This window comes from Capnocytophaga sp. H4358, assembly GCF_002302515.1.
Classification (GTDB): Bacteria; Bacteroidota; Bacteroidia; order Flavobacteriales; family Flavobacteriaceae; genus Capnocytophaga; species Capnocytophaga canis.
The window spans coordinates 1,627,159-1,648,509 of the sequence record NZ_CP022380.1; the positions used below are offsets into that span (position 1 = coordinate 1,627,159).

Consider the following 21,351-nt stretch of genomic DNA (forward strand, 5'->3'; position numbering starts at 1 on the left):
GATAGTGTCGACATTTGAAATAATAAATCACGCCCCAAAAGGGCGTGATTTATTATTTAGAAACTCTACATCTCATATATATATCATCTTCGAATTTATCTTTTACGGACTGACTTTCAAATATATCATTACCAAATCTGTAACTATAAGGCAATAGCTTATGATTTACAAGGTTTTTATAAGAAAAAGAATTTATTTTCTTTCGTTTTTCTTTCATCTTCTTTATATGACATTCTATCTTATCTTTAAAATTTCTGTCTTTTTCGGTAAGATAGTGTTGAGTAAAAATCATAGTGTTCATGTCAATAACAACCAAATCCTTAATGTTTAGCTTAGGATTTATATTTGTCATTTTTTTTATTTCTTCCAAAAAATATTGATTTAAAATAAAATTAATACCAGGTACTTCTAATAATCTATCAGAAATTAACAATATGGGATATATATCATATTTCTTGTTAACCTCTTTGCTAAATTCAACATCAAATTGAAATTTTCCTTGAGATATTAAATTAATATGTCTGATTAACTGTCCTATGCCTACGGGAGTTCCGTTATCTTTAATTAGCAATTTCTTTTTCAATTCTGCGTTTATTTTATTGAAATTTCTTGATGTCTTAACATCTTTACTGATTAGAATATCTTTATGTTCAAATAAGTAAATATCTCTATTATGCCGAATATAATAATCAGGTTCATTATCTCGATTCTTTACATTCTGTTTTTTTATAAAATACTTCTTATTAAAGATAGAATCCAGCACATCTTTCATTAAAAAATTCTCTGAAAAATCTTCATTAAACCAGCTAAAAAAATCCTCTTTTTTATTATTTTTTTCAAAAGCCTCTTTCAATAAAAATTTGATACTTATCGTGAATTTATCTAATATAAAAAAAGGATTTATAATAACATACACGTTATTTTCTTTTCTATACAATGGATAATTTCGTAAAGAAATATAATCTGTATCAATAGTTAGATTATATGAAACTAAACTATCTAAAAAATCAATAGTACTTTTTTCCTTTTTTTCAATCTTAAATGAGGTGCTTTTCTTTTTCAAGTATTTCCCTATGAATAATAGTAAATTAAATACTTGCTCTTTCAACTCATCAATAGAATTTTGTTTAAAATAAGTGAGTAATTCGTTTGATAGATAATTATATTTGGGATTTGATTCAAGAAAAGAAATTAATTTATCGAATCTATATATTGTTGTATATATAAGTTTATTTATTTCCTGATCATAGAATTCATACATATTCAAATCTGCATCTGCGAATTTTAGAGATATTAAAATCTGTATAACTTCCTTAATATGAGAATCAGGATTTTTTTTAGAAGATAAATATTCATCTCTATTCAAATCCTCATTTATGATTAAAAAGGCTTTAAATAAATTCATTTCATCTCTATCTGTATCTTTACTTAACGAATTTTCATCAAGTAATGTAGATTTATTTGATAAAATAAGCTCTTGAATTTTTAAAATTCCGTGTTCTGAAATTACGCATAGAGAATGATTATTTATTCGTTCTTTTTTTGAAAATAAATATTTTTCGATTCTATTCTGTATCTCTTTTTTCTTATCTGGGTTATAAAAAAAATTATAATAATCTGTTTTTTGTGGCAAAGCAAAAAAACCTATAATTTCTTGCAGAGTTTCCTTTGAAACATTTCTTAAATATTTGTAAGCTGTTTTTTTCTCTTCTTCAGGAAAGAGGTGACCAAATTCTAATCGTAAAGTTATCATATTTACTGCAAATGTTTATTTTGCAAATGTACAATTTTTTCTCCTTTACAAATTTGAAAAAATATGCTTTAAGTAAAGTCTATCAAATTTCTTTTTCAAGAAAACACAATCATACATAATCCACTTCACTAATGTTTCACTAAAAATAAAATGATACATAATCCATTTCATCAATGATTTACTAAAAATATAATTGTACACAACCTGTTTCACTCGTGATTTACTAAAAATACAATTGTACACAACCCATTTCATTAGTGATTTACCAAAAATACAATTGTACACGGCGTATTTCAGCGATTAGTAAAATAAAAAAATATTTTATGTAAAACGCTTTAAGCATAAATTCATTTTGTTTTTTTGAAATGTTAAAATAAATCTAAATCGTTGATTATTAAAAACAAATTACATAGCTTTGTAACATCAGTATAAATCTTAAAAACAAAATTAGTTATGTTAAAAATCTTAAAACCTTCCGTCCGCATCACTGAAATGGCAGATACCGCCAAGCAATTGGTGATGCTCTATAAAAGCGAAACGGCGTTGGCTAACGACCCCATACTAAAACCCGTATTCGCACAGATTGAACCCCTCGCCGAAGCCCTTTCACAAGCCATCAAAAGTGACAAAATCCTTTCGGAGGTAGATAAAGCCGATGATGTGCGTGATGAATTGGTGCGTCAGCTTGAAAAATATCTGAAAAGTTATGCTAACATTCCTGTGGAAAACCTTCGCAAATCGGGCGAAAGGCTCTACGCGGTGTTTTCCAAATATGGCGTAAGAATTACTCGCGAAAGCTATGCGGTGGAGTCGGCACATATCGAATCACTACTGAAAGACCTCGCCGAACCTACGCTACAAACCGATATTTCGGCACTCGAAGGCATCGCTTCCACCATCGAAGCCCTTAAAACAGCTCAGGCTGATTTTGACCAAAAGCGTTTAATCCACGACAAAAACCTCGCAACACAGAGCAAACGCCCTAAATCTGCCGACCTTAAAAAGCAACTTTTAAAGCAAATCAACATCGGACTAATTCCGTACCTAACTTCGGCAAGTTTCGTCAATCCTCAAGCATTTACGCACTTTGCCGACACGGTGGCACAAATAATCAATACCATCAACGCTGCCATCAGTGGTAGAAGCAAGAAAGCATAAAAGAATACGCCTCCCGCTACTAAATTAGATAAATCATATCCAAATAAATTACGGATTAACAATAATGGTAAACAAATAGTGAAACAAACCTCGTCAAATTCACTCTTGGAGCGAGGTTTTATTTTGACTTTTTGAAAATATATTCGTTAAAAGATTGTTTCAATCATTTAGAGACCCTTACAAGAACCGTTTACTTTCTGTTTTTTTGTATTAAGATGATTTTTTTTAGAAAATGTGTTTCTGAAAATTCAAATTTGTGTTCTTTTTCATCGTTTTTTCTCAATTTTTTTGAAGCAATTTTAACTAAAATCTCCTTTTTTTTACGCCTTTTAATGAAAAAAAAGGTAAAAAAAAGACTGTTTTTTAAGGAAAAACACTCGAAAAATTGACAAAAAAACATCAAAAAATCATCTGTTTTCTGTTTTTAAATATGTGATTTTCTAAAAAATCGTTTCAAAAATTATTTAAAACCAGTTAGGAAAAGGAAATGGAGGGTCTTGCAAAGGACTCAATCTTTGTAAATTAAAAAGTCATAAGTTTACCAAACCACTTCCTTTAGACTGTAAGCGAATCAATTACTTGAGTTTCTCATTGCTGTGATGCCTGTCGTGGTCGCGTTTGGTTTTTTTCTCCATTTTTCGATCAAAGGCTTCCTGCAGGTCTATGCCTGTTTGGTTTGCCAAACAAAGTACCACAAAAACCACGTCAGCAAGTTCTTCGCCTAAGTCTTTCTGTTTGTCACTTTCTTTTTCGGATTGCTCACCATATCTACGAGCAATGATACGAGCTACCTCGCCTACTTCTTCGGTAAGTTGAGCCATGTTGGTCAGTTCATTAAAATAACGAACCCCATGTTCTTTTATCCAATTATCAACTTCTAATTGTGCGTTTTTTATATTCATTTATGTCAAGGAATAGCGTTCAGAAAACAGGAGATTTCTAAACTATTTTACTACATTTTTTATTACAACACCTCTTCTGGTTCGTTTTTTCCTTCAAGCAAATAGTTGATGACGGTAGCAGCGGCATGTAAACCAAATGCAGCAGGCATATAACTAATGGTTCCATAGAACGATTTTTTGAAATTCGTACCATCTGTTTGTTGCATAGTATCTTTGGAAGCTACTTCGGAGGAATAAACTGCTTTAAAACCAGAGTGGATACCTTCTTTTTTGAGTCGTTTTCGAATGTTTCGTGCCAGGGGACAGTCACGTGTTTTTCGAATATCTGCGACTTTCACTTGGGAAGGATCAAGAGCTCCTCCAGCTCCCATACTGCTAATGAGTTTAATTCTTTTAGCTCGAGCAGAAAGAATTAGGTTTAGCTTTGGGGTAATACTATCGATACAATCTACAACGTAGTCAAAATCGGGGGTAACAACTTCAAAAGCTCTTTCTGGGGACAAAAATTCTGTTAAAACAGTGAGCTCCAACTCAGGATTGATATCTTTTAATCGAGAAGCCAACACCTCAGCCTTAGATTTACCAACGGTACTTTGTAAGGCAGGTAACTGTCGATTGATATTCGTTACATCAAACACATCTCCGTCAATAATGGTCATCTTACCTACACCACTTCGAGCGATAAACTCAGCAGCAAATGAACCTACGCCTCCTAAACCTACAACAAGAATGTTTGCCTTTTTCAGTCGTTCAATTCCCTCGGATTTGACCAAGAGTTCTGTGCGTTCTAACCAATTTTTCATACAATATATACGTATGGTGTATGTTACGCACAGCTAATTTTATTCACTCGGTTGGTATGTCTTCCTCCTTCAAACGGAGTTTCTATGAAAGTTTTTACAATTTCAACAGCTTGTTCAATGGCTGTAAATCGGGCTGGAATACTTACCACATTGGCATCATTGTGCTGACGTGCCAATGCTGCGATTTCCTTTGTCCAACACAATGCACACCGGATTCCCTGATGTTTGTTAGCCGTGATGGCTATTCCGTTGCCACTCCCACAGATGACAATACCTAAATCAACTTGCTTGGAAGTCACGGCTTCAGCCACTTTATGCCCAAAATCGGGGTAATCAACACTGTCAAAGGTGTCTGTACCGAAATTGATAACTTCTATACTTCGGCTTTCTAAATAATCTACAATGGCTTTTTTGTAAGCAGGACCTGCATGGTCATTCCCAATGGCTATTTTCATTATATCTGTTTTAAAGCAACAAAAATAGAAAAAACAATAGAAATAGCAAAAATAGTGATTCAACTTTAGAAATGTGAAACAAAATATATTTCATACCTTTGCACCGCTTCCTATCAAATGGAACTCCATCGGAAATTAAAAATACGGAAATCAATGATTTTATCTTCACAAAAAATATATCAATTGATTTACGCATGGTCAAATAATCATAATTTAGAGTTTTTGACATTTGAAATGACCCCTTCCGTTTTCGGAGTACTACTTAGTTATAGGACATGAATAAGAAATAAACAGCATAGCATCTTATGAAAGAGATAACAAGCACTCAAAATAGCTTAATTAAACAATTACTTTTGCTTCAAGAGAAATCTCGAAACAGAAAAAAAGAAGGTATTTTCGTTATTGAAGGGACTCGTGAAATAACATTGGCCATCAAGGGTGGGTATACTTTACAAACGATTCTTTTTCAACAAGATATTTTTTCGGAAGCCCAACTGAAGTCACTACTTCTGGAAACCAAATCCTCCCCTGAGTGCATTTGCATATCCAAAGAAGTCTACGAGAAACTTACCTATCGTTCATCAACAGAAGGTGTGATTGCTGTAGCCGTTGCTAAATCACATTCATTGAGCGACTTACACCTCAAAAAAACAAAACCTCTAATCTTAGTTGCCGAAGCTCCTGAAAAACCTGGGAACATCGGCGCTCTGTTACGTACGGCAGACGCAGCGGGAGTTGATGCGGTGTTGATTGCAAACCCGAAAACGGATCTATATAATCCGAACATCATCCGTTCAAGTGTGGGATGCGTTTTTACAACAAGCATTGCGATGGGAACAACTACTGAAATCATAGATTTTTTGAGAGATCAAGGAATTAATATTTTTTGTGCAGCTCTCTCAGCATCAAAACCTTACACAGAAGTTTCTTTTAATCAAGGAGTTGCTATTGTTGTCGGCACAGAAGACGAAGGACTTACAGAAGAGTGGCTATCCAATTCCAACCAAAACATAATCATCCCGATGCAAGGAGTTATCGACTCAATGAACGTTTCAGTAGCCGCCGCCATATTAGTTTTTGAAGCTAAGAGACAACGAAGTATGTAAGTTTTGCTTCCAAAAAGCACTCTAATTATAGTAGCCGTTGATAAGCACATCCATGCTACAATTCCTCTTTAATTCGAATTAAATTGCGTTTAATATGCTCCAATTTCTCAATGATTTCGTAATTAGATAAAACCTGCTCATGCCCTTCTTTCAGTTTTTGACGAGCACCTTCAAGGGTAAATCCTTTTTCTTTAACCAGATGATATATCAACTGTAGTTTTTTCACATCGTCGGCAGAAAACTTTCGGCTTCCTTTGAGATTCTTTTTTGGACTAATTATTCCAAATTCTTTTTCCCAAAAACGTAGTAGTGAAGTGTTTACATTAAAGGCTTTTGCAACTTCACCTATGGTGTAATACAACTTTTCAGGTAAATTTATTTCCATAAAGATACTTAGTCCATAGATTGGTTCTCATGAGTTGAAACTCTCAACATTTCGGCATATTCATCAGGTGACAAATTACCGTAGTAGAAATGTATCGGGTTGATATGCTCCCCATCTTTAATGATTTCATAATGCAGGTGAGGAGCCTGTGAGCGTCCCGTATTACCGACTGTGCCAATTAGTTCTCCTCGTTTAACGCGTTGTCCTGCCTTAACCTTGTAGTCATTCAAATGGGCGTAAAGACTTATGTAGCCATAGCCGTGATCGATACGAATATGCTTTCCATACCCCGAGGAAGCGTCATCGGCTCGTGTGATAACCCCATCGCCTGAGGCGTAAATAGGTGTGCCTGTGGGTGCTGTGAAATCTATTCCGTTATGAAATTTTTTCGCTTTCGTAAAAGGATCATTTCGCCACCCAAAGCCAGAAGCTATTCGTGTTAAATCTTTATTATCAACTGGTTGTATCGCAGGAATGGATGCTAAGAATTTCTCTTTCTCTTTAGAAAGCCCTGCAATTTCATCTAAGGATTTTGACTGAACTACTAATTGCTTTTGTAAAATTTCTAAACGTTTGGTGGTAGCAATAAGCAACTTAGAGTTGTCGAAATTTTCAAGGTGTTCATAGCGATTTATTCCTCCAAAACCACTTTTTCGTTGCTCTTCAGGAATAGGAGCTACATCAAAATACAAACGATACATATTGTTGTCTCTCTCCTGAATATTGGCTAACACCTCTTCCATTTGTTCCATTTTTTTATTTAGGATTTGGTATTGGGTTTCATATTGCTTTACTTCTCGTTGCAATGAAAGTTCTCGAGGAGTATAAAAAAAACGCATATTTATCATCAGAAACATCGTAATCCCTCCAAAGAGAGCCGAAGCTACCAAGAAAAGGATAATATTTCTAATCTTTGTTCGCTTTTTACTTGCAATACGCTTGTAAGAAAGCGTTTCTGGGTCGTAATAATATTTTACTTTTTTCATAGGATATTTTTATTCTCACACTGAGTTTGTAAAATAATTTGAATTACTAACAGATGATTCGTGTGAAAACCATTGCCGATAAGGGCAAAGGTAAGAAAAAAATACATATAGCTTTCTCTAATTTTGGAAAAAGTTATAAGATGTTTTTTAAACAAATAAGCAAATTAGATCATTCAGCAACGATTGATGTTGAACATATATCCGAAAATTTATAAAACAAAAACTTACTGAAATTCTAGAAAATCTAATTAAAATTGGTTGATTTATTACGTGTCTTTTTTCTATCTGACGACCTCTTGATTACAAAATAGCTAAGTCCTAAAACTCCAATCCAAACGGGAATCAATAGCACAGAAAGCAACATCCCCGTTAGGGTCATCACGCCTAAAATAGCTGTCAAAAAAGCAATAGACACATAGTTAGAAAAAGGATATAAAATTGATGGGAATTTAACTTTTACTTGTTCTTGGTTTTTTACTTTTCGGAATTTTATATGGGTAAATGAAATCATCACCCAATTGATAATCAAGCATGAAACTACCAACGACATCAAAATATTAAATGCCTGTTCAGGTACAAATTTATTGATGATAACGCACAACGCTACGAAGCAACTCGATACTATGATAGCTCGGATTGGAACAGCGTTTTTACTCAGATGCTTCAAAAATTTTGGTGCATTGCCCTGCTCAGAAAGCCCGTAAAGCATACGACTGTTACTATAAACTGAAGAATTATAAACGGAAAGAGCAGCTGTTAAAACTATAATATTCAACGCATTAGCAATCAAATGAGTAACCGAATGTTCTTTCCCAAAAAGAGAGAAATTCAATCCTTTCAAATTATCAAAAACCGTCACAAAGGGACTTGTGTTCGTAGTAATAGTTTCCCACGGAGCTAATGAGAAAAGGATTATCAACGCTCCAATGTAAAAAATTAATATCCTGTAAATCACCTGATTGGTAGCTTTGGGAATGTTCTTCTCTGGATTTTCGGCTTCAGCGGCAGTAATTCCGATGAGTTCCAACCCACCGAAGGAGAACATAATGATTGCCATCACAGCTAAAAGTCCTTGGTAGCCACTGTCAGTTTTTTCAAACCATCCTTTCGGAAAAAAACCACCGTTATTTACCAAATTTTCAACCGTAGCTTCTGCTCCACCTGTACCTGATAAAAGCAAGTAGGTTCCAAATAGAATCATGGCAATGATCGCGATTACTTTCACAATAGCAAACCAAAATTCGGCCTCCCCAAATAATTTTACCGAACCTAAATTGAGTGCCGTTATGGCTAAGAAGAAAAATCCGCTTGATGCCCATAACGGGATTTCGGGCCACCAATAGCGGACGTAAACACCAATGGCAGTGAGTTCAGCCATGGAAACCAAAATGTACAACACCCAGTAATTCCATCCTGAGATATAACCTGCAAAATTTCCCCAGTATTTATAGGCAAAATAGGAGAACGATCCTGAAACTGGTTCTTCAACTACCATCTCCCCCAACTGTCGCATAATGAAAAAGGCTATAATGCCTGCCAAGGCATAGCCCAAAATAACGGAAGGCCCAGCCAGAACAGCGGCTGAACCAATACCTAAAAAAAGTCCTGTGCCAATAGCTCCTCCCAAAGCAATAAGCTGTATGTGTCTGTTGGATAGCCCCCTGCGTAGCTCTTGATTTTTATTTGTATCTTCCATAGTCATTTTTCAAGTAAGCAAAAATAGAAGAAAGATTCTTATCCGCAAAATAAAATGTTCTTACCTGAAAAAAATACAAATAACGTTTTTGTTTACTAAATTTCCTAAGAGATACAATCTTTCTACTCTGGGTAAGCGATTCGAACGTGATAAATGTTCGTTAATTTATTTTTAAAGACTTGCTTTACCTTTTCGATTTCTCTAAGTGTAATATCTGCGTTAGCAAACTGATTTTCATCCAATTGCTTTTTAATGATTTTATCTACAAACTCGTCTATCATTTGGTAAGTTGGATTTTTGAGACTTTTTGTAGCAGCCTCAACAGAATCTGCCATCATTAAAATAGCGGTTTCCTTTGAAAAAGGAGCTGGACCGGGATATCTAAAATCTGCTTCTTGACAATCTGGATTCAGCTCTTGTTCCTTTTTATAAAAATAGTACGTGAGTGTTGTTCCGTGGTGCGAACGTATGAAATCAATCACTCGCTTTGGTAGTTTATTTTTTCGGGCTAATTCCACACCATCAGTTACGTGATTAATAATAATTTTTGCACTTTGCAAAGGAGATAACTTATCATGTGGATTAATGCTTGTTTTTTGATTTTCAATAAAATAAATTGGATTTAGCATCTTTCCTATGTCATGATATAATGCTCCTACACGAACCAATAGAGTGTTACCTCCAATCTTGGCTGCGGCGGCTTCAGCTAAATTGGCTACTTGCATCGAATGTTGAAAAGTTCCCGGTGCTTTGTCGGAAAGTTCTCGTAACAATTTGGAATTGGTGTCGCTCAACTCTAAGAGTGAAACATCGGACACTAATCCAAATACTTTTTCATAAATGTAGGTCAATGGTTGGGAAAAAAGAATTCCTATCCCATTGAGAATAAAGAGTGTAAGCAAAGAAATGTCTATATTCTGATAACTTCCTTCTGTGATAAAATGAAAAGCAATATAAGTTATCAAATAGGTTCCCGTTATGAGAGCTGCCGACACAAAACTATTCAATCGGTAATGTAGTCCTTTTGGGGTAATAATAATTGTTAATGCTGCAATAATCTGAATTACAATAAATTGGAAACTATTTGGAGCAACAAAGCCCAATAGTAAAACAGTAACTATAAAAACAAAAATAACCGTTCTCAAATCAAAAAATGACTTGAGAATCAGCACAATAATCCCTACAGGTACCAAATAAATGTAGTCTGGAAACCGATGAGCGATGAAACTTACCAACAAAATTATTGACAACACACTAAACAGAATTACTGAAATTTTAGTGTTGTTCTTGAATATTTTGCGTTCATAAATTCGCAAATACAATCCCATTAGAAATAGTACCATCCCAACCAAAACATAATAGCCAAGTAACGACCAATAGTAGTTGCTTTGATTCCAGTTTTCTGACTGATATTCAGCTTGTAACGAATTAAGAGCATTCAGTTTTTCACCCTCAATCATTTCTCCTTTGGCGATAATAAGTTGACCTTGTTTTATCCATCCACGTGTATAAACAATTTCTTTAAGGTTTTCCTCCAAGGCTTTTTGTGTGAAATTCTGATCAATTTTAATATCGGGTTGCAGAACTTCGAAAAATAAATCATAATATGCATCTGTAAAATTAGCGTATTCATTCTCTTCAAAAAAATCACGGATTTTGGCATTTAATTCATCCAAAAAGAATACCTGTTCAATCGGCAACTCACAAACTTCATTATTGTGCTGAATCATCGTTAGGTTGCTTCCTTTGACATATTCTGAAGAAATCATTACTCCATTTTGATATGCAAATTTCAAAAAATCCGCACCTTTGCTGAATAACTTCTCTTTTTTCTCTTGTGAAATATTCCGGAAGTACTGATTTTTTCTGTCATCAAATTTTACTTGTGAAATTTGGGAAACAGTGGTGTCCTTTTTATAGTAAACCACAGATTTCTCTTCTATTGCACGTTTTTCAGCTGTGATTTGTTCGTCCGATTTCTTCAAAGAGAAATCAAATGGAGCGTAGAGCGTTTCATGTTGCCATGGCTTACCTTTCTGGAATTCATATTTAAATTTAGCTTTTTTTGGAAACACTTGGACAATTAAAATTAAGGCCACCAAAAAGAGGAAAGTTTTAAATATAGTTGATTTCCGCAAGGATAATGCAAAACGAAACTGTTTCATAATGTAATGAAAAATAGAATTGTAATAGGCAAATATACGAAAAAAATGATAGATTTGCGAACTGTAAAAAAAATAATCACCTCCAACTTTGGCATACCTATTGATATAACGATTTAAGAAAGAATTACTTAATACGTTGTGATATGAAAAAAATATTCATCATACCTATTTTAATGTTACTAACTCTGTCAAGTTGCTCTGTGGACGACAAATACGACAATAGACTACATTTGCATGAGTTTTTACATTCATTTGATTTGTGGCATATTGATATTAATCAAACAATGGGTAATGCTCGTATTCCGATGCTTAGCCGTGCCTTTACAATGACATTTCACTACAACACGGAAGTGACTGCAAATAACAATTTGGTAGGATTAGGCACTATAGGGAACGGCTATGGTCTTAGGATTGGTCGTTACAATACTTCGGGTGATCATCTGACCATTTCGCACGACAGAGATGGTGTTTTCCACTTCAAAGTAGTACAAATATCTTCCAATGAAATTGATCTGATTGATTTGGATTCCGATGCAGTATATCGATTGATCGGCTACCGAAAAGCTAAATTTGACTACAATCAATTATTTTTCGATAATATCGCATATTTTCTGCAAGAGTATGAATTTTGGCAAAAATCACATACTAGTGTGCAGGGATTAGAAAATCCGTTTGATCAAGAAAACTTTTTATTCTTTTTTAATAATAAAGGAGCATATGCCTTTGAAACTAAACATTCGCTTTACAACAGTAACTTAATCGGATTTGGAACATACCGCATTGAAAGTACTAACTTTAAAGATGTTAAACGATTGATTTTGCTGTACGGTCGCGATACAGAGGTTTTTGAACTACGAGTAATTAATGACCAAACCATTGAGTTGTATCACCTAAAATCAAGAACTACATACGAATTTGTGGGAATGAGAAATATTGTTTTCCTAAAAGATAAAGATTCTCCTCAAAGAGAGAAAGTACAGTAAAAATTCTTCTCAGCAATGAGAAAACTCACTTATTTTCGGATTTTATTTGAAAGAAATCACTTATCACGACACTCCTACATCGGAGCAAATTCTCTTTGAAATAAAAAAATATCACTTAGCATAAAGGTTTTCATTTAAAAGAAAATGACTTGAAAAGAATCCGAATAAAACCGCTATAATTTATTTATGTTTTTTGAAAACATCAATTCTTTTTGAAGAAGAATTTTATAGAATTGAGAAGTGTTCGCTGAAAAATGTCTTGCATAAGCCGAAAAACTATTTTTGGGATTGTAAGCATTATTAAAGAAGAGAAAAACGGGGTCACAAGACGTTGAAAGACACTGAAAAACGTTGGACATTATGTATGCGTATAGCCTATTCTAGGCTTAGTTTTGGAAGTTTACAACCTCTTTCAAAACAAGCAAATTACGTCCTTTTGAAAATAGTTTTTTAGACAAACACGTCTGTATTTCACACGAAAAAATAAAAAAAGCACTTACATTTCTGTAAGTGCTTGATTTTCTTTGCTCCCCCTACTGGACTTGAACCAGTGACCCTCTGATTAACAGTCAGATGCTCTAACCAACTGAGCTAAGGAGGAATTTGTTTTCATTTCTGATTTGCGATTGCAAAGGTACAACAAATTTTGATTTCTGCAACAAATAATCAAAAAAAATCAATCTTAAAAAGTGTTAATTTTTATAACTATCTGATTTACATATGTTTTTTTAACGAAATTCATAAACTTTTGAGTTGCTCCACTTTGATTTTGGATGTATGTTCTATTAATATTTCCTATCTCAGCTCGTCTAATGGGAGAATCAATTAGTGAGAATAATACTTTTTGGAGTTTTTTACTACTATCTACAGAAATGACTCCACCTTTTTCAACCAATTTTTTAGCTTCATTAAACTTTTCATAATTCTTCCCGATGATGACTGGAATTCCAAACACAGCAGGTTCTAAAACATTATGCAGACCACTGTTGCCCATACCCCCTCCCACATAAGCAATATCTGCATAGCTATACACCTTGGTTAGAATACCCACCGTATCTAGAATATACACTTGAAAATCAGATGTGTTAAAGTCTTTTTTCTCAGAGAACAAAACGCTTTTCAGGTGTATTTTTTCTCGTAAAGCATTAATTTTTTCAGTATGTATATCATGAGGTGCTATGATATATTTTACGTTTTCCTTGCCTGAGTTGATTATATCCACATAGATACTTTCGTCCTCTTCCCAAGAGCTGCCAAATACCACGCAGAGGGAGTTACCTACAAATTTTTCAATGAAATCCAAGTGATTATCTCGATGTAGAATTTCAGTAACTCGGTCAAATCGTGTATCTCCACTAACTGTAATATTTTTAAAACCAATCGATTGTAATAATTGTTTTGATTTTTGATTTTGTACAAAAAAATGGCTAAAGCAATGTAGTGCATTGCGCATCATGCCACCGTAAGGCTTGAAAAAAATCTGCTTTTCACGGAATATTCCTGACAATAAGAAAGTAGGTACATTCCTCTTTTTCAGAGTAATAAGATAGTGATACCAGAACTCATATTTCACGAAGACAGCCATCTTGGGCTGTATAATATCTATGAATTTTCTTGTATTCCGAGGTGTGTCCAATGGTAAATAGACAATCACATCAGCTTCAGGACTATTCTTCCGTACTTCATAACCTGAAGGAGAAAAGAAAGTCACCACAATCTTATAATGTTTTCGGAGTTCTTTAATCACAGGCAATCCTTGCTCAAACTCACCAAGAGAGGCAACATGAACCCATACATAATCCTGATTTTTAGCTATTTTTGACTGTAATATGTCAAAAACATCCTTTCTTCCATTGATAAAGAGGCGTATTTTGGGATTAAACAATGCTACTATATGCAAAATAAATCCTAAAAAGTAGATACTTATTGTATATAAAATAACCATGTTTTTTTTAATATTTTACTTTTCCGACTTTGAAAGGCTCATTTCTCCCAAAAGCATCCGATTATAAAAAAAATAAATGCACAGATCAATTGCAGAAGGTAAGATAATCTTCAAGTCATTTTCCTTAGGCTGATTTATTTTTCTCTTTTGCATAGGTAACTTCCTCCGTTTTTATGATTACTCGTACAGAGTAATTGCTTGGCTCAATAGGAGTTCCGTACTGCTCGGAGTAGTTTTTCGTGAAAACAGCTCCAAAATAGAGAATCATTGCTGAGTAATAAACCCAAAGCAACAATACTAAAATTGAACCTGCAGCCCCGTAAACGTCTAATTTAGCTGTATTTACCAAATAATTTCCAATAATGAATTTACCCAACATAAACAAAACAGAAGTGAAAGCTGCGCCGATAAACGTATCTTTCCACTTTAGTTTTCCATCGGGGAGTGTTTTGAATATAAAGCTAAAGATGATTGTCACGATCAAAAATACGATACCAACATTAATTAGTTGAGCAATATAAACCGTATTTTCAGAAAATAATCTAACAAGTTGCCTAGATAGGAGGTCGATGACCGTATTGATAATCAAGCTCACTAATAGTACAAACCCTAAGGCTCCAATCATGGCAAAAGAAAGTAATCGATTGATAATGAATCTGATTATTCCTTTTTTAGGTTTAGCCTTTAGTTCCCAAATATAGTTGATAGAACTTTGAATTTCCGCAAAAACAGCTGATGCGGTAAACAACAGAGTTCCAATACTTACCCAATAAGCAATTTGATTTGACCCATCAAAGTTCATGTTTAATATGACTTCTTGTATTTGCTCTGCCGATTTTTCGCCTACCAAATTGGCTATCTGTAGGAAGAATTCATCCGAAACCTCTCTGGAATCATGAAACAGTCCTACGGAAGAGATTAACAAAATAGCTAATGAGGGCAATGCAAATATGGTAGAATAGGACAGTGATGCACTCAATTTGAGGCAATTATCATCCATGAATTCCATTCCCGAAGTTTTTAATAGTTTAATAAAAGGATTATTAGTAATTCTATTTACAATTCTTTTTATCATTTTCTTACATTTTATGTATCCAAAATTCTGGATTTAAACGAGTTGTATTTTTATAAAGGAAGAATTTCATTTCCGTTTTTCCGTTTTTGTCGGTGAATATTTTTCCTAAAAAATCACGAGCTTTGACTTTATCTCCTTTTTTTACATATACATCAGTTAGGTTATAATAGATGGTTATATAATTTCCGTGTCGTACCTGTACCACTTTATTACTTCCTGGAATAGACTGAATAGCAGACACTTCACCTTCAAAGACTACCCTTGCTTCAGCCCCAGGTTCAGTAGCTATGGTTACCCCATTATTGTAGTGTTTCAAACTTGGGTACACAGGGTCGCTATACTCCCCGAAGCCTTGTGATTTATATCCTTTCACCACAGGCCAAATCAAATTTCCTTTATTAGCCTCAAAACTATCAGCAACTTTTTTTGATTCAGGTGTAAGCATAAAAACCGCGTTTTCTGATGAAGATTTCGCGTTTTTGTTGTTTTTTGCCAATCGCTCTCGCTCTTTTCGATTTGCTTCGATAATGGCTAGGCGAATTAATCGTTGAATTTCTCGGTCAATTGCATCAGCTTGTTTTTGTTTTTCTCGGATTTGTTTTTCATAATCACGCTCTTTTTTGCGTATGGTTGTTGCTAACTCCTCTAGTTGTTTTTTTTCACCTTTAAGGGTTTGTTGTTCTTGCCGATTTTCCTCCAAAACTACCTTTTTCTCTTGGTGTTGCGAAACCAATTTTTGGTTTACTTCCTTGATTCTTTTCGACTTGTCTTGAATGAGAAAAACCTGTTTCTTCCGATAATCCACATATTGCTTCATGTAGGATAAACGTTTGTATCCCTGCCAAAAGCTTTCCGACGATAATAAAAACATCAATCGATTTTGAGAGGATTTGCTTTTGTACGATTGTTCGATGAGTTTAGCGTATTCTGATTTGTGAAAATCCAAATCTTTTTTGAGTGAGCCCAATTGTTTTTCGTTTTCATCAATTTCTTTCGACAGTAAATTTGCCTGTTGTTGTGTAATTTGAATAAGGCGTGAGCGCATCTGGATTTTTTCATTGGTTTCTTCAATCTGCAAAACGGTCGATTTATGCTGTTTTGCCTGTTGTGAACGCAGTACAGACATCTGTTTTATCTGTTCAATGAGTGCTTTTTTGCGTTCTTCCAACTCTTTCTGTTTATTTTGAGCCGTTCCTCCAAGTGAAAATAAAACGAAAAACAACAAAAAAAACACTTTTTGCAGAAGACGAACAAATAAGGTTGTATGTTTTTGAAGTGACATGGATTTGTATTCAGGAATAATTGTTAGTTGCAAAAATACAACAAAAAGTAAAACAAACACTATGAATCCTTATTTTTTGCGCCTATTTTTTGCATCACATCTTGTGTAATTTAAAAAAAAGGTGTACCTTGCGAAACTTATTTAGGTAGATTGATGAGAAAGTTTTTGATATTTGCCCTGTGTCTAACAGCCATGGTTAGCTGTGGAATTTACAATTTTACGGGAGGTAGTACTGGAAACGCGAAAACCTTTCAAGTGAATTTTTTTCGTAATGATGCTCCCATTGTAGAGCCTGGCTTAGATAGGGATTTCACTATTGCACTACAGGATTTGATTAACAATCAGACCAATTTGTCTTTGACCGATCGGAATGCTGATTTGGTTTACGAGGGCGAAATTATTGATTTCAGTATTGCCCCAATGACGGCAACAGCTCAACAAACAGCAGCCCAAAACCGATTGACAATTTCGGTTAATGTGCGTTTCACAAACAACACCGAAGAGAATAAAGATTTTGAAAAACGTTTTTCTCATTACTATGACTATCCAGGGAATAGTCAACTCAGTGCCGTAAAAGGAACAGCCATCCCTGAAATTTTTGAACGTATCACTCAGGATATCTTTAACGCCTCATTAGCAGATTGGTAACGCAATGACTGTCAAAGAGTTTGTTGAAATATTAAAAAATCCGCATACCATTAATGAACGGCAAGCACACGAGTTAGATAACATCGTGCAGGAATATCCATTTTTTCAAGCGGCTCGAATGTTGCAACTGAAGTTGTTGCATACACAAGGAGATTACCGTTATTCCAAAGCACTAAAATTAGCATCGGTTCACGTGTTGGACCGTTCCATTTTATATGATTTTATTCATTCAACAGACAAAAACACTCAAATTCAAGAATTTACAAGGCAATTGTTTGAACGTAGAATTGAGCAGCCACAATCGATAGTTAAGCCCTCACAACAAGAAATTCCGCTGTCTCAACCAGTGATTTTACCACAACAGCCACAGTCAATGAATCCTCCAAAGCGACAAGAAGGATTCTCACATGTGCCGAATTTTATGCCTCAAATTCCAAAAAATGAAAAGCAAGATCAAAATTTTGCAAATCCATTTGGGAAAATGGAAGATTTTAATCCAACCTTCGTCCCCAAGCAAGAGGCTAAAACAACTTCATCTCAAGAAGAACAAAACAAACAAACGGGCAAGCCATTTGAGTCTATTCCTAAGTGGATAGAGCAAATTTCCGAAGAAAACGAGGTTTTGCAACGAGATCATGACAAACAGATTGAAAATAAGGAGGATAAGATAGCAGAAAAGTTTCGTCTCATTGACAAATTTTTGGAAAATAATCCTAAAATAGAGCCGTCAAAAGATTATGTGTCAAACGTGAATTTAGCTGATGAAGTTAAGAGTGATCCACAGCAACTGATGACCGAAACATTAGCTCAGGTTTACGTAAATCAGCGAAAATTTAAGTTAGCAATTCAGGCTTATGAAATATTAATTTTGAAAAATCCAGAAAAAAGTGCTTACTTTGCAGCCCAAATACAAAAAATAAAAAATTTACAACAAAATAATTTATAAAAAATGACAGCATTCAACATTTTTTTAGTTCTTATCGTAGTAGTATGTTTGCTACTTGGATTGGTTATTATGGTTCAAAATCCAAAAGGAGGGGGACTTTCTTCAACATTTGGTGGTAACACACAAGTAGTTGGAGGAGTTAAAAAAACAGGTGACTTTTTAGAGCGTAGTACTTGGACTTTTGCAACGCTTTTGGCAGCTTTGATTTTGATTGCTAACACTTTGTTACAGTCCAAAACAGGAACAGATTCTGATTCAAGATTATTAGACGGAGCTCCGATTGAAAATAACATCTTGAATGCCCCTGCTAACAGCTCAGAGCAACCGGGAACTACTTCTGAAACAGCGAACTAAAAGAAGTATAAAAGTCTTATCTATTTTACAAGCACCTCGCATTTTTGTAAGGTGCTTTTCGGATTTTTCTCAGAATTTAAGGAAGTTGAATAAAATATCAAGAGAGGAATGTTTTGGGCAGTAAACTGACTTTATGTCAGTATATTTTAATTTGGCATACTTTCTGACTTTAAGCAAATAAAATTTAAACACAAAAATAATATAAAAATATGGCAAAAGTAAATATTCGACCGTTGGCTGACCGAGTTGTCATTGAACCAGCGGTAGCTGAGACCACTACGGCATCAGGTATTATCATTCCTGACACTGCAAAAGAAAAACCACAAAAAGGTACTGTGGTTGCGGTAGGAGCAGGAACAAAAGACAATCCTATTACCTTGAAAGTAGGAGATGTAGTCCTTTATGGTAAATATGCAGGAACTGAACTTAAATTAGAAGGGAAAGATTATCTCATTATGAGAGAGAATGATGTTTTGGCAGTGATTTAAACATTGCTGTTGGCTGTTGGCTTTTAGCTATTAGCAAGAACCAAAATAAAATGAGAGATTTCAAAAAATTTGTAGTTTGGCAGTTAAGCCACAGCTTGGTTTTAAATATTTATCAAGTCACTAAAAACTTTCCAAAAGAAGAAATTTTTGGACTCACTTCACAAATAAGAAGATCTTTTGCATCCATTTCGTATAACATATCGGAAGGAGCGGGCAGAGTTTCCGAAAAAGAATTCGCAATTTTTATCAATATTGCTCTTGGTTCATCAAATGAAGCTGAAAATCAATTGTTATTAGCAAAGGATTTGGGTTACATCAGCCAAGATAATTTTGAAATCTTGAATAATGACTTAATCTTAATCAAAAAACAATTAGTATCATTACGTAATAAATTAATAAAATAATCTGCGGAAAGCTAATGGCCAAAAGCTAACCGCTAAAAGCAAAGAAATAAAAATGGCAAAAGAAATAAAATTTGATATAGAAGCCCGCGAAGGCTTAAAACGTGGCGTTGACGCATTAGCAAACGCAGTAAAAGTTACTTTAGGTCCGAAAGGAAGAAATGTAATTATCAGTAAATCATTTGGTTCTCCTCATATTACCAAAGATGGTGTAACTGTAGCAAAAGAAGTTGAGCTAGAAGATGCTCTTGAAAATATGGGAGCTCAAATGGTAAAAGAAGTTGCTTCAAAAACCAATGATTTGGCAGGTGACGGAACTACTACTGCCACTGTTTTGGCTCAAGCCATCGTTAAAGAAGGTTTGAAAAACGTTGCTGCTGGTGCAAACCCGATGGATTTGAAACGCGGAATTGACAAAGCTGTTACAAAAATCGTTGAGAATTTAGCAAAACAAGCCAAAGAAGTTGGCTCTTCTTCTGAGAAAATTCGTCAAGTAGCATCTATTTCAGCAAACAACGACGATACTATCGGTGAGTTGATTGCTGCTGCTTTCGAAAAAGTAGGAAAAGAAGGTGTTATCACTGTTGAAGAGGCTAAAGGTACTGACACTTACGTAGATGTGGTGGAAGGAATGCAGTTCGATAGAGGATATTTATCTCCTTACTTCGTGACAGATTCAGAGAAAATGGTTGCTGAATTGGACAGACCTTACATCTTATTGTACGATAAGAAAATCTCCACAATGAAAGACTTACTTCCTGTGTTAGAGCCTGTTGCTCAATCAGGTAAGCCGTTGTTAATCATTGCAGAAGACATTGACGGAGAGGCTTTAGCTACATTGGTAGTTAATAAATTGAGAGGTACACTTCGCATTGCAGCTGTAAAAGCTCCTGGATTTGGTGACAGAAGAAAAGCAATGTTGGAAGATATCGCTATCTTAACAGGAGGAACAGTTATCGCTGAAGAAAGAGGATTTACTCTTGAAAATGCAACTATCGATATGCTTGGTACAGCAGAAAAAGTTTCTATCGACAAAGATAATACAACTGTTGTAAATGGAGCTGGTGATGCTGAACAAATAAAAGCTCGTGTAAATCAGATTAAAGCTCAAATTGAAGTAACAACTTCTGATTATGACCGTGAAAAATTGCAAGAGCGTTTAGCAAAACTTTCTGGAGGTGTAGCTGTTCTTTACGTTGGTGCTGCTTCGGAAGTAGAGATGAAAGAGAAAAAAGACCGCGTTGATGATGCTCTTCACGCAACTCGTGCTGCTGTTGAAGAAGGTATCGTAGCTGGTGGAGGAATTGCTTTACTTCGTGCAAAATCTGTTTTAGCAAAACTTAAACCTGTGAATGCAGATGAAGCAACAGGAATCCAAATAGTAGCAAAATCATTGGAAGCTCCATTGAGAACGATTGTGGAAAATGCCGGTGTTGAAGGTTCAGTAGTTGTAGCTAAAGTGACGGAATCATCGCGTGACACATTTGGATATAATGCCAAAACAGATCAATACGCTGATATGTTCAAAGCAGGAATCATTGACCCTAAAAAAGTAACTCGCGTAGCGTTGGAAAATGCAGCTTCTGTAGCAGGAATGATTTTAACAACTGAATGTGCTTTGGTTGATATAAAAGATGAGAAAGCAGGAGCAGGAATGCCACCAATGGGCGGAGGAATGCCTGGAATGATGTAATCATTAGTTTGAAAGAATAATAAAAAAGGCTAACAACTTTTGTTTGTTGGCCTTTTTGTTTTGTTAGAAGCCTAATATACATTTTTAGAAATCAGCGAGGGTTTGCGAAGAAGTTTTCACTATCTTT

The 21,351-nt window shown here is 34.7% G+C and carries 20 protein-coding genes and 1 tRNA gene; 9 read left to right on the forward strand and 12 right to left on the reverse strand.

Annotated elements, in window-relative coordinates; all coding sequences use genetic code 11:
* Nucleotides 1–52: 52 nt before the first annotated feature.
* Nucleotides 53–1,753 (reverse strand): hypothetical protein, encoded by a 1,701-nt coding sequence (locus tag CGC49_RS06895; RefSeq protein ID WP_095912221.1) that lies wholly within the window; start codon nt 1,751–1,753, stop codon nt 53–55.
* Nucleotides 1,754–2,206: 453 nt separating this feature from the next.
* Between CGC49_RS06895 and CGC49_RS06905 the strand changes: the two genes are divergently transcribed.
* A complete protein-coding gene (locus CGC49_RS06905; RefSeq protein ID WP_095912223.1) occupies nt 2,207–2,911 on the forward strand; it encodes a DUF6261 family protein in 705 nt (234 codons plus the stop codon).
* A 575-nt stretch (nt 2,912–3,486) separates the two neighbouring features.
* Here the strand turns inward: CGC49_RS06905 and CGC49_RS06915 are convergent.
* From CGC49_RS06915 to rpiB, 3 genes are all read right to left on the reverse strand, one after another.
* A complete protein-coding gene (locus CGC49_RS06915; RefSeq protein ID WP_042344076.1) occupies nt 3,487–3,813 on the reverse strand; it encodes a nucleotide pyrophosphohydrolase in 327 nt (108 codons plus the stop codon).
* A 62-nt stretch (nt 3,814–3,875) separates the two neighbouring features.
* Nucleotides 3,876–4,616, reverse strand: coding sequence for a ThiF family adenylyltransferase (locus CGC49_RS06920; RefSeq protein ID WP_095912225.1), 741 nt, complete (start codon nt 4,614–4,616; stop codon nt 3,876–3,878).
* 23 nt (nt 4,617–4,639) lie between these two features.
* Entirely contained in the window at nt 4,640–5,071 is a 432-nt protein-coding gene (gene rpiB, locus CGC49_RS06925) for a ribose 5-phosphate isomerase B (RefSeq protein ID WP_095912226.1), read from the reverse strand.
* Between the two features lie 305 nt (nt 5,072–5,376).
* Here rpiB and CGC49_RS06930 point away from each other — a divergent pair, with 305 nt between their 5' ends.
* Complete coding sequence (locus CGC49_RS06930; RefSeq protein ID WP_095912227.1) at nt 5,377–6,177, forward strand: RNA methyltransferase; 801 nt, start codon at nt 5,377–5,379, stop codon at nt 6,175–6,177.
* Nucleotides 6,178–6,232: 55 nt separating this feature from the next.
* Here the strand turns inward: CGC49_RS06930 and CGC49_RS06935 are convergent, their stop codons facing one another.
* The 4 genes from CGC49_RS06935 to CGC49_RS06950 form a co-directional block, all read right to left on the reverse strand.
* Nucleotides 6,233–6,562 (reverse strand): MerR family transcriptional regulator, encoded by a 330-nt coding sequence (locus tag CGC49_RS06935; protein WP_095912228.1) that lies wholly within the window; start codon nt 6,560–6,562, stop codon nt 6,233–6,235.
* Between the two features lie 8 nt (nt 6,563–6,570).
* The gene (locus CGC49_RS06940) at nt 6,571–7,548 is read right to left on the reverse strand and encodes a M23 family metallopeptidase (protein WP_095912229.1); all 978 of its coding nucleotides are present in this window, start codon (nt 7,546–7,548) and stop codon (nt 6,571–6,573) included.
* A 244-nt stretch (nt 7,549–7,792) separates the two neighbouring features.
* Nucleotides 7,793–9,244 (reverse strand): amino acid permease, encoded by a 1,452-nt coding sequence (locus tag CGC49_RS06945; protein WP_095912230.1) that lies wholly within the window; start codon nt 9,242–9,244, stop codon nt 7,793–7,795.
* Between the two features lie 122 nt (nt 9,245–9,366).
* A complete protein-coding gene (locus CGC49_RS06950) occupies nt 9,367–11,409 on the reverse strand; it encodes an HD family phosphohydrolase (protein WP_095912231.1) in 2,043 nt (680 codons plus the stop codon).
* A gap of 143 nt (nt 11,410–11,552) precedes the next feature.
* Here CGC49_RS06950 and CGC49_RS06955 point away from each other — a divergent pair, with 143 nt between their 5' ends.
* Nucleotides 11,553–12,392, forward strand: coding sequence for a hypothetical protein (locus CGC49_RS06955; RefSeq protein WP_042344692.1), 840 nt, complete (start codon nt 11,553–11,555; stop codon nt 12,390–12,392).
* A gap of 527 nt (nt 12,393–12,919) precedes the next feature.
* On the opposite strand, the gene CGC49_RS06960 is transcribed toward CGC49_RS06955, so the two are convergent.
* The 4 genes from CGC49_RS06960 to CGC49_RS06975 form a co-directional block, all read right to left on the reverse strand.
* Nucleotides 12,920–12,993 (reverse strand) — tRNA-Asn (locus CGC49_RS06960).
* 81 nt (nt 12,994–13,074) lie between these two features.
* Entirely contained in the window at nt 13,075–14,337 is a 1,263-nt protein-coding gene (locus CGC49_RS06965; protein ID WP_095912232.1) for a 3-deoxy-D-manno-octulosonic acid transferase, read from the reverse strand.
* 124 nt (nt 14,338–14,461) lie between these two features.
* Nucleotides 14,462–15,412, reverse strand: a complete 951-nt coding sequence (locus CGC49_RS06970; protein ID WP_232745164.1) for a YihY/virulence factor BrkB family protein — start codon at nt 15,410–15,412, stop codon at nt 14,462–14,464.
* A 4-nt stretch (nt 15,413–15,416) separates the two neighbouring features.
* Nucleotides 15,417–16,694 carry a murein hydrolase activator EnvC gene (locus tag CGC49_RS06975; RefSeq protein WP_052458194.1) on the reverse strand — a complete coding sequence of 426 codons (1,278 nt, stop codon included), beginning with the start codon at nt 16,692–16,694 and terminating at the stop codon, nt 15,417–15,419.
* Nucleotides 16,695–16,847: 153 nt separating this feature from the next.
* Here CGC49_RS06975 and CGC49_RS06980 point away from each other — a divergent pair, with 153 nt between their 5' ends.
* From CGC49_RS06980 to groL, 6 genes are all read left to right on the forward strand, one after another.
* A complete protein-coding gene (locus CGC49_RS06980) occupies nt 16,848–17,342 on the forward strand; it encodes an LptE family protein (RefSeq protein ID WP_042010513.1) in 495 nt (164 codons plus the stop codon).
* Nucleotides 17,343–17,346: 4 nt separating this feature from the next.
* The gene (locus CGC49_RS06985) at nt 17,347–18,288 is read left to right on the forward strand and encodes a hypothetical protein (protein WP_095912233.1); all 942 of its coding nucleotides are present in this window, start codon (nt 17,347–17,349) and stop codon (nt 18,286–18,288) included.
* Nucleotides 18,289–18,291: 3 nt separating this feature from the next.
* The gene (secG, locus tag CGC49_RS06990) at nt 18,292–18,642 is read left to right on the forward strand and encodes a preprotein translocase subunit SecG (protein WP_042010518.1); all 351 of its coding nucleotides are present in this window, start codon (nt 18,292–18,294) and stop codon (nt 18,640–18,642) included.
* Between the two features lie 209 nt (nt 18,643–18,851).
* The gene (gene groES, locus CGC49_RS06995) at nt 18,852–19,130 is read left to right on the forward strand and encodes a co-chaperone GroES (RefSeq protein WP_095893841.1); all 279 of its coding nucleotides are present in this window, start codon (nt 18,852–18,854) and stop codon (nt 19,128–19,130) included.
* Between the two features lie 50 nt (nt 19,131–19,180).
* Complete coding sequence (locus tag CGC49_RS07000; protein ID WP_095912234.1) at nt 19,181–19,534, forward strand: four helix bundle protein; 354 nt, start codon at nt 19,181–19,183, stop codon at nt 19,532–19,534.
* A 52-nt stretch (nt 19,535–19,586) separates the two neighbouring features.
* Nucleotides 19,587–21,224 carry a chaperonin GroEL gene (groL, locus tag CGC49_RS07005; protein WP_042010526.1) on the forward strand — a complete coding sequence of 546 codons (1,638 nt, stop codon included), beginning with the start codon at nt 19,587–19,589 and terminating at the stop codon, nt 21,222–21,224.
* The last annotated feature ends 127 nt before the right edge of the window (nt 21,225–21,351 follow it).

Bases quoted from the DNA above. Each gene is read 5' to 3' on its own strand.
- CGC49_RS06895 (WP_095912221.1), bottom strand. From the start codon at position 1,753: ATGATAACTTTACGATTAGAATTTGGTCACCTCTTTCCTGAAGAAGAG.
- CGC49_RS06980 (WP_042010513.1), top strand. From the start codon at position 16,848: ATGAGAAAGTTTTTGATATTTGCCCTGTGTCTAACAGCCATGGTTAGC.
- CGC49_RS06950 (WP_095912231.1), bottom strand. From the start codon at position 11,409: ATGAAACAGTTTCGTTTTGCATTATCCTTGCGGAAATCAACTATATTT.
- CGC49_RS06965 (WP_095912232.1), bottom strand. From the start codon at position 14,337: ATGGTTATTTTATATACAATAAGTATCTACTTTTTAGGATTTATTTTG.
- CGC49_RS06955 (WP_042344692.1), top strand. From the start codon at position 11,553: ATGAAAAAAATATTCATCATACCTATTTTAATGTTACTAACTCTGTCA.
- groL (WP_042010526.1), top strand. From the start codon at position 19,587: ATGGCAAAAGAAATAAAATTTGATATAGAAGCCCGCGAAGGCTTAAAA.
- CGC49_RS06920 (WP_095912225.1), bottom strand. From the start codon at position 4,616: ATGAAAAATTGGTTAGAACGCACAGAACTCTTGGTCAAATCCGAGGGA.
- rpiB (WP_095912226.1), bottom strand. From the start codon at position 5,071: ATGAAAATAGCCATTGGGAATGACCATGCAGGTCCTGCTTACAAAAAA.
- CGC49_RS06915 (WP_042344076.1), bottom strand. From the start codon at position 3,813: ATGAATATAAAAAACGCACAATTAGAAGTTGATAATTGGATAAAAGAA.
- CGC49_RS06945 (WP_095912230.1), bottom strand. From the start codon at position 9,244: ATGGAAGATACAAATAAAAATCAAGAGCTACGCAGGGGGCTATCCAAC.
- CGC49_RS06940 (WP_095912229.1), bottom strand. From the start codon at position 7,548: ATGAAAAAAGTAAAATATTATTACGACCCAGAAACGCTTTCTTACAAG.
- CGC49_RS06970 (WP_232745164.1), bottom strand. From the start codon at position 15,412: ATGATAAAAAGAATTGTAAATAGAATTACTAATAATCCTTTTATTAAA.
- CGC49_RS06975 (WP_052458194.1), bottom strand. From the start codon at position 16,694: ATGTCACTTCAAAAACATACAACCTTATTTGTTCGTCTTCTGCAAAAA.
- CGC49_RS06905 (WP_095912223.1), top strand. From the start codon at position 2,207: ATGTTAAAAATCTTAAAACCTTCCGTCCGCATCACTGAAATGGCAGAT.
- groES (WP_095893841.1), top strand. From the start codon at position 18,852: ATGGCAAAAGTAAATATTCGACCGTTGGCTGACCGAGTTGTCATTGAA.
- secG (WP_042010518.1), top strand. From the start codon at position 18,292: ATGACAGCATTCAACATTTTTTTAGTTCTTATCGTAGTAGTATGTTTG.
- CGC49_RS06935 (WP_095912228.1), bottom strand. From the start codon at position 6,562: ATGGAAATAAATTTACCTGAAAAGTTGTATTACACCATAGGTGAAGTT.
- CGC49_RS06985 (WP_095912233.1), top strand. From the start codon at position 17,347: ATGACTGTCAAAGAGTTTGTTGAAATATTAAAAAATCCGCATACCATT.
- CGC49_RS07000 (WP_095912234.1), top strand. From the start codon at position 19,181: ATGAGAGATTTCAAAAAATTTGTAGTTTGGCAGTTAAGCCACAGCTTG.
- CGC49_RS06930 (WP_095912227.1), top strand. From the start codon at position 5,377: ATGAAAGAGATAACAAGCACTCAAAATAGCTTAATTAAACAATTACTT.